Here is a 12,083-nt window from a genome sequence, read left to right as displayed (position 1 = left end):
AGATATAATGTTTTAAGTGGCAAGTACTTAATTGTAAAACTTATAATATTACTATAAGATTTTTAGCATGAAAACCTAGTACAGAAACTTATCATAAGGATACCTTGTAGTATGTATATCCCTAACCAAATTGTAAATTTTTTCTCGAAATTCGTCAAAATTTGTTTTATGCTTTGCGGATATAAAGATTGAAGGAGAGTTACTTTTAGCCATCCAGCTATTCTTAAGTTCCTCTAAACTGTAATTTTCTTTACTTCTAAGTGGTGATGGATCATCTTCATCCCTTTTAACCCACTTATAGGCATCTATTTTATTAAAAACTAGTAATACAGGTTTGTCTGCTGCACCTATCTCTTGTAATGTTTGAACAACAACATTTAGCTGTTCTTCGAATGCTGGGTGTGAGATATCAACAACATGTAGTAGCAAATCTGCCTCTCGAACCTCATCAAGCGTAGATTTAAATGATTCAACAAGTTGATGTGGTAGTTTACGAATAAACCCAACGGTATCCGACAGCAAAAAGGGAAGATTTTCAAATACAACCTTACGAACCGTTGTATCAAGGGTTGCAAAAAGTTTATCCTCTGCAAAAACGTCAGATTTGCTGAGCATGTTCATTATGGTTGATTTTCCTACATTTGTATAACCTACAAGAGCCACACGAACAATACTTTCTCTGCCTTTTCGCTGAGTCGACATTTGTCGGTCAATCTTTTTTAATTCTTCTTTTAGTTTTGATATTTTCTCCCTAATCACACGACGGTCTGTCTCAATTTCAGTTTCACCAGGGCCTCTCATCCCAATTCCTCCTCGTTGGCGCTCAAGGTGAGTCCACAATCGGGTAAGTCTTGGCAAAAGGAATTGGCACTGTGCTAATTCTACCTGCGTTTTTGCATAAGCTGTTTTTGCTCGTTGAGCGAAAACATCAAGAATTAAATTTGTCCTATCTAATACTTTTCTTTCAAACTCCTTCTCAAGATTTCTAAGTTGAGTCGGAGTAAGCTCATCATCAAAAATGATTAGGTCAATTTCGTTTTGCTCAACGTACTCTTTAATTTCCAGTACTTTTCCTGACCCGATAAAGGTCTTGGGATTAGGTGCATCAACCTTTTGTAAAAATCTCTTTTGCGTTATAGCGCCTGCTGTTTCGGCTAAAAACTCTAATTCGTCAAGATAATCACGAATATCTTCCTCCGCCTGACGCGGAAGTATAATACCAATAAGAATTGCCGTTTCGGCTTTACGAGAGGTAATAACTGGATTTGCCATGTGGAAAGTATTTTTATAAAAAAACCCTGATAAATTAAATCAGGGTTTTTAAATATACAGAAATAAATTTATTTACTGAAGAACAAAAGTAATTGGGAAGGTAAATGATACACGAACTGGTTTACCTCTCTGCTTACCAGGATTCCATCTGGGTGATCCTTCAACTACCCTAACAGCTTCTCTATCAAGCGCAGGGTCTACACCGCGGATAACCTTAACATTGGTTAAGCGACCATCAGATTCAACAACAAATTGAACAAATACACGTCCTTGAATACCGTTTTCTGCGGCAACTTCAGGGTATTTCATATTTGCAGAAACATAGCTGCGGAATCCATTTGCATCACCAGTACCAAAACTAGGCATCTCTTCAACTACAAGGAATACTTCTTCTTCTTTAACCTCTTGAACTTCTTCCTTTGGTTGTTCAACAACCTCAACTACAGCCTCGTCTGTTACAGTTTCTTTTACCTCATCTACGGTTGCAAAATCTCCTCTATCTTCTGTCTTAACAGAGTCAACAACAACTGGTGCAACATATTTAACCACAGCCTGAGCTTCCGCTGGTGGAGGTGGAGGTGGAGGTGGAGCAATTTCTTCTTGTGGTGTATCCAATTTCTCCATTTCAGCCGTAACGGCTTTTTCCTCTTTTTGTTGTCTTCGTTCACTAACAGAAGCCATTACATATGGAGTAATAATTACGGTGCCAAGGATAATTGTACCCACAAGCATCGCCCACAAAACGGTACGGTTGTACTTTTTGCGAATATTATAAGCTCCATACTCTTTATTCCTGTTTTCGAAAACGATGTCGTCAAAAGAGGGAATATTTTTTAGTTCATTTTCCATAATGCTCAATGTATATGGGCTTTTCTATTGTGGTTTAGTTGATTTGGTAGAGGCAGCCATAGCTGTTTTCACCATATCTTCTTCCACGTAATTAATATCTACTATAGCGTAACGTATTATATTACAGATAGCCATTTCGTCGATAATATCAACAACATTAGCATATCTTGAATCTTTATACGCCTTTATCAGAACAATAGGCCCAGAGTCATCAAGTTTATTAAACCTTTTGATGTTTGCAAGCAAAGAGTCTCTACTCATAGTAGGGTTCTCCTTAATGGTTTTCTCTCTAAATGCAGCTACTTTTTTGAATAAGAATTTATTTCTTTCGAGTAACATCTTACGAATACCTTGATCGCTAAAGTTTGTTTCCTGTAGCGGAGGAGGACTCTTTGGGTTTTCTACCATACCAGGATACCAAAAAACTTTATTTTCGGGACCAAGTATGATATTTACGGTTCTAGCTTTAGAAACTGGGGGTGGTTTAACCTTAGGATCCCTTTCAGGTAGGGCTATTTCCATTACCTTTGATTTACTAAAAGCTGTTGTAAGCATGAAGAACGTGATGAGAAGACACATAAGGTCAACCATCGGGGTCATATCAATGTGGGTAGAGTGATGCTTAGGTCTCTTTTTTCCACCTTTTTGTTTTTCCTCTTGAATTATTTCTCCCATATCACTGTTCGCTTTGAGTAGTTACCTTAGTTACTTCAAGATTTGTAATCAGGTTGAACCTGTTTACATTTTTATCTTGTAAAATATCCAGCACCTTTTTTACAATTGGATACGGAGCATCGTTATCACCTTTAATACAAGCTTGAACCGCAGGGTTAACTTGGCGTGCAAATAGAATCCAAAGAGCTAGCTGATTATCGGTTGAATCGACAGGGATACCATTAACTTGTAGGGTTGCCCTTTCTTTTGCGTCTTTCGTTTTAATAAATTCATGCATTTTCTGTATGGGTAAACCAAACGATGACGGGTAGGCTTCAAATTGTTTCACCTCTTCTGGGGTAAAGGTCATTTCGTACCTTTTACCCATTTCTGTCAGAATTTTGCCCTTAAAATGGAAAGCGGTATCCTTACCATTATCTATATTGAAGAATACTTTGCTGTCCTTTGATAAGAGAACAGTCATAATATTGGCTTCAGGGGCAGTTTTATCTGAAATCGAAAAGGGTGTATCGATAGGAGCCGGTTCTGGTTGTCTCATAGTTGTGGTTAACATTAAGAATGTTAAAACAACCGAGAATAAGTCAACCATCGGCGTCATATCAATATGTGGGGACTTTGTTGGTAATTTAATCTTTGGCATGGATCGTACTTTTTGGGTTTAAGCCAAAAGTTAAATTAGTTTTTTAATGATGCTGCAAAGGTCTGGGTCAAGCTGAAACCAGCTTCATCAATTTTGAATGTATAACCATCAACTTTTGATGAGAAGTAGTTGTACATAACAATAGCGATTGTAGAACCAGTAATACCAAATGCAGTGTTAATAAGAGCCTCAGAAATACCTGTTGCAAGAGCAAGAGCATCTGGAGCACCTGATTGAGCCAAAGCAGCAAAAGCCTTGATCATACCAAGTACAGTACCAATAAGACCGATTAGCACGGAGATAGATGCCAAAGTTGAAAAAATAATCATGTTTTTACCTAGCATAGGTAGTTCAAGAGCTGTTGCCTCTTCAAGAGATTTTTGTACTGAAAGAATTTTCTGATCTTTTTCTAATTCCTTATCATTTTTAAGATCATTGTAGCGGGTAAGGCCTGCTCTCATAACATTTGCTAGAGAACCTTGTTGTTTATCGCATGAAACTAATGCCTCATCAATTTTACCTTCATTCATTAGGTTTTGAAGGTTACGAACGAAAGTATTTAATCTACCTTTTCCTTGAGCTCTTGATAATGTAATAAATCTTTCGAATGTGAAGATAAGAAGTACTAAAACGCAAGTCATAAGAATAGGAACAATAACTCCACCTTTATAAATAATACCTAAATAGTTACCTGGTAGTGGATGTCCAGCAGGGTTACCACCTTCAAAGTTAACAGGACTTCCCATTATAAAAATAAATAGATAAAGGGAAATAGCAAATGCTACCAAAATAGCACCAGTTGCGAAAATTGATGCAAACACATCTTTAAACTTACTTCCTTTTTTACTCATTGTCGTATTGTTTGGTTAGGTTTAGAATTTTTTTAAGTTGCAAATATATAGATTCATTTATTTACTTTTTATTGCTCTACAGCATATTTGATGAATTGCTATTATGCTGTAAAACAAATACTTATTGTTGTTCAAGGCTGATATTATAGATTCGTGCTTTAGTAATTATAACCTCTTTTGATTTATAACCCTTTGCACTTACGATTAATGCTTCGGAGCCTTCAGGAATTTCAAAAGCATATTTTCCGTCGGCATTTGTCCATGCCTCAGCAGCTGTATCTCTAACACGTACAGAGGCACTAGCAATTGGACTACCAAATACATCCTTAACGAGACCCTTTATCTCATTAGGTTTTACTTGTACTTGATTATTCTTTGCTATTTCAACGTTCTTTATTGAAATGGTAGCATTTTGATTCTTAGGATCTATTTCTAGCGTCTTTCTATATGCTTCAATAGCTTTGTCAAACTCACTGTTTGAATAGTAAGTTAATCCAATAGAATTATAACCAATGGTTTTATAATCTTTATTATCTGCGCTAAGATTAACAATTCTATAGTAGTATTCTCTGGCTTTTACATAATTCTTTTGAGAGAAATAATCACCTCCCATGAAACGGTATGCATTGAATAGATCTGAGGCATATTTAACACTATCCATACGTGCTTTTTGAATTACCATTTCAAATTTTGGTCTAGCAATTCCCTTGTTATTATCAGGATCCATTGCAGAATATGTATTTGCAATCCAAACATAACCTTGAATATTATCTGGGAATTTTTGAACTAAAATTGATAAAGCTGAATCTGCTTTGACATAGTTTTTACCTTGGTTGTATGCTTTTCCTACTTGCAAATAATCATTAGCATCATTTTTCCCTAGAGCAATCAGTTTTTCAAAATATTTTGCGGATTCATTAAAACGTTTGAAGTTGTAAAGATTTACTGCAACATCGTTTAATAGATATTTATCTTCGGGTGTTAATTCGTGTGCTTTTTTATAGGCTAAAAATGCTTTGTCGAGTTCAACATCATCTATAGAAATTAATTTTCTGAATTTGGTAATTTGATTTGTAAGTGTATCTATTTGAACTTTGAGTTTTTCCTTTGCGTCTGCTGTTTTGGCGGCATCGTATCTCTCTTGATTTCTGGCTAAATCGCGTTCTAATTTTTCAGTATTCTGTACCATTTTGGGATAGTCAGAATTTTTCTTTAAAAGAATCTTTGCATAGTAGGTATAGTCCTTTTGGATAATTCTGTCTTCGGGCATATCTTTAAATAGTTTATCCATGTATGCCAATGCCTTATCATAAGCTGGTGGATTTTTCTCAAAACTTGAGTAAGCAGCAATGCGGTTTAAGTAAGTTCTCTTTTGATCTATACTGAATATCTCCTCAACATTTTTCACAGCCTCATCATACTCTTTTGCATAGAAAAGAGCAGTGACGTAACGAATTTTAGCGGGAATATTACCTTTAGTTATCTCAAGATATTTCTTAAAGTACTCCTTCGATTTATCATATTTACCGGCCATTGACCAGAGCAGACCAAGTTCACGATATGCAGGAGCATAGTTAGCGTTTAATTTAATTGCTTCTTCAAAGTATGGAATTGCAGCAGTTAGATTTCTCCCCTTCATGTAAATACTACCAATCTTCATATTTGCAGTAGGACGAGTTTTATCAAGATTATTTGCAATATTGTAGTTTCTAATTGAATTTGATCCATCCTTTGCAAGGAAATAGATATCACCTGCAATAATAAAGATTTCAGGGGTTTTTGAATCAATGTTAATCGCCTCTTTAAGTAAAGGCAAAGCCTTAGAGGTATCAACCTTTTCGTTTCTAATATAAGATTCGGCGAGTTTTGCTAATGCAAAAGCGTAATCTTTTGGGTTCAGAATTTTGGAGACTTTCTTGTAAGCAGGCAGGTTTTTCTTTGCCTTTAGTCTGAATTTTGCAGCTTCTTGATCTTGTCCTAAGTAGAAAGCCACTTTTGATAGACCTATGTAGTTTAAAGGATTCAAACTATCTGCATTTACACCTTTTAGATAAACATCTTTTGCTTGAGTGGTTAATTCTTTTAAGGAGTTTGAAATTGTATCGGCAAAATAGCTTAACAATATGTTTTCACCAAGGAAGAAGTAATTCTTACTAACATTGGGTTCCTTTTGAATAATTTGATTATAAGCTGCTTCCGCCTCATCGTACTGCTCGCTTCTGGTTAGGGTAATAGCAGTTTGTAGATCTTGTGCATTGATATTGCTTGTAACAAAAATGCAAAACAAACTTGCTAATAATAAAACCGATTTAAAACAAACTTTTCTCATATGTGTTATGGTTATGTCAAACATTATTTAGTGTTTTACTTGAATTAGTCGAATTGGGGCAACAGACGGTACAAGACCCGATTTTAGTACTATCCTTTGACCCTGATCATGGGTAACCCAGGAAATAAAACCAGAACCAAGTCCCGAAAATGTTTCACGTGAAATAAGATATACCTCACGTGTAAAAGGGTATGATTTGTTATATATTGAACCTTGTTCAGGCAAATAATATGATGACGGATCAAATTCGGATGAAACACCAATAACTTTTACCTCGTTGATGAATTTTTGACTACGAGGATCGTCTTTATCACTAATCCAATTAACAGATATAATGCCTAAAGCATTCGGGTTCTTTTTGATAAAGTTAATGACCTCCTCGTTTGAGTTAACAGCATAGAAGTTATTTGGAAGTTTATTCGTGATTTCAAATTTTTCCTTAAAATACCTAATATTACCAGATTTAGTATTATCGAATACTATACTTATGTTACTGAGATTCGATTTATCATTAATATCCTTCCAAGTTTTAATGTTGCCAAGAAAAATATTCTTAATTGTATTATAGGATAGTAATGAATCTCGATTGGAATTATTTACAATCAAAGCTAATGCATCATAAGCAAAAGCAAAAGTTCGAGCAATTATAAGTGTATCCCTTAAATACTTAATCTGAGCATCGGTAAGTTTTTTATTTGTTACAATAACCTTAACCGAGTCATTCATAAAATCATTAATAACATCAACTTCGGGTTTGAATATTGGTGTAATATTAGCGTATGTATAAAGACTTGTAAATGTATATATTTCTGAATCTATAATTGGTTGGTATGATTCATCTACAAAAATCTTAATACTTCCTCGAGTTGGAGTTTCATCAATGGCTTTTTTGCTTCCTGATAAACATGAAATGAATAAAAGCGACAGGATTAAAAGGGTTATCCATATCCCATTAAATGTATAAGTACTAACCTTTTTATTCATTTTTTTAAGTTAAAATAAAACAAAATTAGGCACGCAATGATAATAAAATTTTGAATATCTGGTACTAAGCAGACATCAAAATATAAAGTGTCGCTTAACAGATTCAATAAAAAAATAACCCACCGGTCTTCTAGTTACATTGAATCATACTTATCTGAAAAGAACTCTTCTTTAACTTTCATTATGGTTCTAAATAGCCTATAGATGCCATAGAAAATAAATGTTCCTCCAACTAAATAACGTATAAACTTATCGATATGTGATACATTACCTGAAAAAATAAAATATAGTCCAATTCCAAAGTAGAATACTGTCATTATACTTCCGAAAAGAACCATGAACTGATTGTACAATCTATTTGTATTCATATATGCTAAATTTTCAACAAAAATCACGCCCCAATTGATGCAATTAAACTGCAATCATAATTAAAAAAAGTCGATTTACATTATATTTTTGATAGTATTAATCGTTTAGTAAGTTTATAGATTGATACGTTTTCTAATTCTAAATGGTCAGTTATTATATATATAATGAGAATTATACGATTTTATTATTCAAAAGTGATTAAAGTTTCATTATTTTTTCATTTTTAAAAACATTCAATTTTGCATAACCATAAATCAACGAAAATACACTTCGTTTTTTATTATGATACTTTTGTGTAAAATACCCCTATAAGTTATTAAAAGAAAAATTTGATTTTATAGTTTTGGCGGATAATTTTTTAGCTCTTTGGAGTAATAGCCCAAAAGAGGTAATAGGAAAGTTACAATAACGTGAGTTCCTTTAGATTTACAATAAGATAAATAAAAATTAAACGACAGCGATAAAAAATGAGAAATGCATTTGTAGTAATATTTATTTTTTTGATTGGTAATGCTTTAGCCCAAACAGCAGCAACGAAAAATCAATCGAAGCAAAATGATTATAGGAATAAAAATAGAATTAGTACGCTCGTCGGTCATCAAGTTAGTTTTTACCTAAATCATCCTCAAATTGATTCCCATTCAAAAATGTTTTTTAAAGGCGAATTGGCAATTTCTAACAATGCAATTACTTATGGAATTCTAGATAGCGTTCTTACAAAAAATGAGGAAACAAGGCCATTTTACTTCTTCATATTTAATCAGATAGTGGATTTGTCGGATGAAAAGATGCTAAATTTAGTCTCTAGTAAATGCTTAGAGTTTGTTGAAACATATCCTTGTGAGTACTTTACTGCATTTAATGAGCAGGATATTGATATTAACGTTGTTAAGTGGACAACATTTATTGGACAAGCGTTAAAAGATAAAAATCGCTTTGCCACTTTTAGATCTGTTGTTGATACTAAGATTAATGGATCTTGTTCTGGCATTCAGGATTTATGGAAAAGCTTTAGAACAGAAGTAAGGATGTGTCTTATCCAATAGTTGTTACGAAACTTACTCCTTTTTGATTATTTTCCCAACGGTTATTTTTAGTTCCGAAGAATAGAGCATTGTTCTATCGTTGTCCATGATATTGTACTTAATAAGAGTTCTAATATCCTTTGTTAGCATACCATCAAATGATAAATAATTATTAGTAAATACTGTTATCGGTTTGCTTAGATCAAAAAAATCAGGAGATATTAAGAGGGTATATTTTTTCACATTCTGTGTTCTGACATTAACTATATTACCTGTTTTAACCACTTCTATTTGTCCAAAAAGCCTTGTGTGATTTAACGTTGAATCAGATTGATTGTAATATATCATTCTTGTAGAATCAGAGGCATATTCATTTTTCATTCTTCCGATCTTATCAATTACAACCCAAAATTTTCTGCCAAAAGTATCTGGCTTTTCCGTTGCATAGTAAATATAATCGGGGAAAGGGTTTCGTTTATGAGCTGATATAAAACCCTTTATTGAGTCTCTTAAAACAGGATACCAATTTGTGTTGTGTTTTGATGAGTCTACAACAATAAATTTAACATCTTTAGTCACAGTTTTAAGTTCATTCACATATGGGATAACACTTTGAATATCAAAAATTTCATCTTCCCTTCCGTTAACAACAAAAAATGAAAGTCCTTGATAATTTTTCATATAGAATTGCTTGTCGGGAACTTTGTGTAACATATGCATGCTGCCAATAAAGGGTAGATAGCATGAAAAAGGGGTTTGATAAAAATTTGAAAGATAGAACAAACCTGTAGCACCATCGGAAATGCCGTTTATGTAAATGTCATTTTCATTCACATTATAATACTCTTTGATATAGCCTATAAGTTTTGAAATATTCTCATACTGACTATAGTTCCACCATTTTGAAAAAACCCAAGAAGCAGGAAACATGCAAATTTTATTTACTGAACGCCAACTTGTATCTGCTCTATTTATAGATCTACTAACTTGGTACATGTCAAAACTTGAAACAGCGCCATGAAGGAAAAGATGAACTTGGTACTTTTTCTTTGGATCATACTTGTAAGGAATAAAAACAAGGTTTGGGTGTTCAACCCCAAACTTATTTTTAAAGTTACGCTCAAGAAATCCCTTTTGTACATCACTGCTAAACAACTTCCCCTGTTTAAGGTAATGAAATAGGCTATCAAAATCAATATTTTGCTTGATTAATTCTTTAGATACTTTTTCCTTCAATTCTTTATCTGATTGAACGTATTTGTTAATAATTGTACTTTTATTTAGATTGGGAGACTGAGCGAAGAGATCTCCAACTAAAATATTTCCAATCATTAAAATCAAAAATATGTTTCTCATTTTTGTTAATGCTTTTCGTAATAAGAGTGTCAATAATAAAATAACCCTATGAGTAATTGCATAATAAAAATAGTGATTTTTTGTATACCCCTTTTGAGCACTATTGAATTATTTGCTCACTCTTGATTTACATCATATTCGGTGATAAAGGTGTTTAGTCACAATAATGATTTCTGTTTTGGTTAAATTTCTAAGTTTTTCATCGGGAAATATACAAATTCACCGAAATAATTATCTTTGATAGAGTTAAATAGACTCTTTAATCCTAAAAAAGTCGGATTTTACGCTCTGAGAGATTAGGTAGATGTGCCAATAAAACTTTAATTTTGAATACATTGAAGCAAAATACCAATATAAGGATATTGATTTTTTTGGTGCTATTTTCTTGTATTATGTGCAGTAGATCCTCATATGCTCAATTGCCCATATCAACCGTTAACCTTGAGAGAATTCCACAAAAAAAGGTTAGAGAACTTGTTCAACAGCAGACTCTTAATGGAGTAGAATTTTTTAGCGACCTTAAACCATCGTGTTATGATGTACAGGATTCTTTAAAGTACAGCTATCAAAAAAGTTCAAATATTATTCGAGAGGTGATTCAAAAAGTATGGAAAAAGTTAAAGGGGTTAAAACCAAAAGATGAATATAGTGGAAGGATGGTTTCCTTCGGTTTCTTATACTCAAAACGATTGAATCAAATATTCTATAATGATGATGATTTTAAAGATATTGAGGAGGGGGAGATTTTTTTCTTAAACCTTAAATTACTTGGAGGAATTAAAAATATTGGTGTAGCTTTGGAAGTAACTAAGGTGGATGAGGAGAATAAGATAATTCAGTTTTGCTACCTGAATAATGGAATGACAGAGGGCTCACAAGAAGTAAAACTAGTTGAAACTAGCGATGGTAATACGCTAATAACCCAAGAAACAAGATATCGAAATAGATCAAAGTTTAGAGAAAAGAGGTTGTATCCCATTTTCCATCAAAAAGCAGTAAAAGAGTTACATTACAATATAAAACGCTTGATTGAGAGCTATTAGGTTTTAATTAATTCATCTTACTTTGAATGTCAAACAACGATGTACTAAAAAAATTACGAGTTGCTCTTCATTTAAGGGATGAAGATATTATACAGATTCTTAAACTTGTTGATTTTAATATTACAAGAAGTGAGTTAAGTGCTGTATTTAGAAAGGATGATCACCCAAACTATAAGCCTTGTGGTGATCAACTCCTTCGCAACTTCCTAAATGGGCTAATTATTTATATGAGAGGATCAAAGGATCAAAGTTCCAATAAATCAGATATTGTATAAGGTTCGATATAATTGACCCAAGTCGCTAGCTATTAAGTGAAAGTTAATATGCTATTGATTATGAGAAATATATTTAGCGTTTTAGATGAATTGAATAATTACACGTATCAGAATACACCGTATTGTATCATTAGCTAGCCACTTGAATCGAATATCGGAATAGTTTTTAAGTGATGTAATCCTGATTTTTCTCCAAACCTAACTAGTATAATCTTTGAACCTATTCTTTTGCTAAAGTGTTCATAAATATTGAGCGAAGGCATATTTTTTGATATTAACAACTAATCTTCGCAGGCTCTTTTCTTCTTCAAAGGGGATAAACCAAGATTCTTAATAGACGTAAACATTTAGGAAAGCTCAAAAAGTGTAAAGTCAAACCCGATATACATAATTTTCATTTTTTGTTACCCATTAT

Annotated in this window: 12 protein-coding genes; 3 read left to right on the top strand and 9 right to left on the bottom strand. The window is 33.1% G+C overall.

Annotated elements, in window-relative coordinates:
• Window positions 1–75: 75 nt before the first annotated feature.
• The 8 genes from hflX to HOO91_09775 form a co-directional block, all read right to left on the bottom strand.
• Complete coding sequence (gene hflX / locus HOO91_09810; protein ID NOU17840.1) at window positions 76–1,272, bottom strand: GTPase HflX; 1,197 nt, start codon at window positions 1,270–1,272, stop codon at window positions 76–78.
• Between the two features lie 72 nt (window positions 1,273–1,344).
• Window positions 1,345–2,121 (bottom strand): energy transducer TonB, encoded by a 777-nt coding sequence (locus HOO91_09805; GenBank protein ID NOU17839.1) that lies wholly within the window; start codon window positions 2,119–2,121, stop codon window positions 1,345–1,347.
• A 24-nt stretch (window positions 2,122–2,145) separates the two neighbouring features.
• Window positions 2,146–2,796 (bottom strand): biopolymer transporter ExbD, encoded by a 651-nt coding sequence (locus HOO91_09800; GenBank protein NOU17838.1) that lies wholly within the window; start codon window positions 2,794–2,796, stop codon window positions 2,146–2,148.
• A 1-nt stretch (window position 2,797) separates the two neighbouring features.
• Window positions 2,798–3,436, bottom strand: coding sequence for a biopolymer transporter ExbD (locus HOO91_09795; protein NOU17837.1), 639 nt, complete (start codon window positions 3,434–3,436; stop codon window positions 2,798–2,800).
• Between the two features lie 35 nt (window positions 3,437–3,471).
• A complete protein-coding gene (locus tag HOO91_09790; protein ID NOU17836.1) occupies window positions 3,472–4,182 on the bottom strand; it encodes a MotA/TolQ/ExbB proton channel family protein in 711 nt (236 codons plus the stop codon).
• A gap of 226 nt (window positions 4,183–4,408) precedes the next feature.
• Window positions 4,409–6,616 (bottom strand): tetratricopeptide repeat protein, encoded by a 2,208-nt coding sequence (locus HOO91_09785; GenBank protein NOU17835.1) that lies wholly within the window; start codon window positions 6,614–6,616, stop codon window positions 4,409–4,411.
• 27 nt (window positions 6,617–6,643) lie between these two features.
• Window positions 6,644–7,600, bottom strand: coding sequence for a phosphate ABC transporter substrate-binding protein, PhoT family (locus HOO91_09780; protein NOU17834.1), 957 nt, complete (start codon window positions 7,598–7,600; stop codon window positions 6,644–6,646).
• 134 nt (window positions 7,601–7,734) lie between these two features.
• Window positions 7,735–7,968: a hypothetical protein gene (locus HOO91_09775; protein NOU17833.1), complete on the bottom strand. Its 234-nt coding sequence runs from the start codon at window positions 7,966–7,968 to the stop codon at window positions 7,735–7,737.
• A gap of 468 nt (window positions 7,969–8,436) precedes the next feature.
• Here HOO91_09775 and HOO91_09770 point away from each other — a divergent pair, with 468 nt between their 5' ends.
• Entirely contained in the window at window positions 8,437–9,015 is a 579-nt protein-coding gene (locus HOO91_09770) for a hypothetical protein (protein ID NOU17832.1), read from the top strand.
• Between the two features lie 12 nt (window positions 9,016–9,027).
• Here the strand turns inward: HOO91_09770 and HOO91_09765 are convergent, their stop codons facing one another.
• On the bottom strand, window positions 9,028–10,350 hold the full coding sequence (locus HOO91_09765) for a hypothetical protein (protein ID NOU17831.1): 1,323 nt from the start codon (window positions 10,348–10,350) through the stop codon (window positions 9,028–9,030).
• A 392-nt stretch (window positions 10,351–10,742) separates the two neighbouring features.
• On the opposite strand from HOO91_09765, the gene HOO91_09760 reads away from it, so the two are divergent.
• On the top strand, window positions 10,743–11,393 hold the full coding sequence (locus HOO91_09760) for a hypothetical protein (protein ID NOU17830.1): 651 nt from the start codon (window positions 10,743–10,745) through the stop codon (window positions 11,391–11,393).
• Between the two features lie 26 nt (window positions 11,394–11,419).
• Window positions 11,420–11,668, top strand: a complete 249-nt coding sequence (locus HOO91_09755) for a DUF1456 family protein (GenBank protein NOU17829.1) — start codon at window positions 11,420–11,422, stop codon at window positions 11,666–11,668.
• The last annotated feature ends 415 nt before the right edge of the window (window positions 11,669–12,083 follow it).

Source organism: Bacteroidales bacterium (assembly GCA_013141385.1).
Classification (GTDB): domain Bacteria; phylum Bacteroidota; class Bacteroidia; order Bacteroidales; family Tenuifilaceae; genus UBA8529.
Note: the sequence above shows the minus strand (reverse complement) of the source record. Positions and strands in the feature narration are given on the sequence as shown.

Excerpts from the sequence above, each read along its gene's own strand:
- hflX (NOU17840.1), bottom strand. The coding sequence starts at position 1,272 with ATGGCAAATCCAGTTATTACCTCTCGTAAAGCCGAAACGGCAATTCTT.
- HOO91_09805 (NOU17839.1), bottom strand. The coding sequence starts at position 2,121 with ATGGAAAATGAACTAAAAAATATTCCCTCTTTTGACGACATCGTTTTC.
- HOO91_09800 (NOU17838.1), bottom strand. The coding sequence starts at position 2,796 with ATGGGAGAAATAATTCAAGAGGAAAAACAAAAAGGTGGAAAAAAGAGA.
- HOO91_09795 (NOU17837.1), bottom strand. The coding sequence starts at position 3,436 with ATGCCAAAGATTAAATTACCAACAAAGTCCCCACATATTGATATGACG.
- HOO91_09790 (NOU17836.1), bottom strand. The coding sequence starts at position 4,182 with ATGGGAAGTCCTGTTAACTTTGAAGGTGGTAACCCTGCTGGACATCCA.
- HOO91_09785 (NOU17835.1), bottom strand. The coding sequence starts at position 6,616 with ATGAGAAAAGTTTGTTTTAAATCGGTTTTATTATTAGCAAGTTTGTTT.
- HOO91_09780 (NOU17834.1), bottom strand. The coding sequence starts at position 7,600 with ATGAATAAAAAGGTTAGTACTTATACATTTAATGGGATATGGATAACC.
- HOO91_09775 (NOU17833.1), bottom strand. The coding sequence starts at position 7,968 with ATGAATACAAATAGATTGTACAATCAGTTCATGGTTCTTTTCGGAAGT.
- HOO91_09770 (NOU17832.1), top strand. The coding sequence starts at position 8,437 with ATGAGAAATGCATTTGTAGTAATATTTATTTTTTTGATTGGTAATGCT.
- HOO91_09765 (NOU17831.1), bottom strand. The coding sequence starts at position 10,350 with ATGAGAAACATATTTTTGATTTTAATGATTGGAAATATTTTAGTTGGA.
- HOO91_09760 (NOU17830.1), top strand. The coding sequence starts at position 10,743 with ATGTGCAGTAGATCCTCATATGCTCAATTGCCCATATCAACCGTTAAC.
- HOO91_09755 (NOU17829.1), top strand. The coding sequence starts at position 11,420 with ATGTCAAACAACGATGTACTAAAAAAATTACGAGTTGCTCTTCATTTA.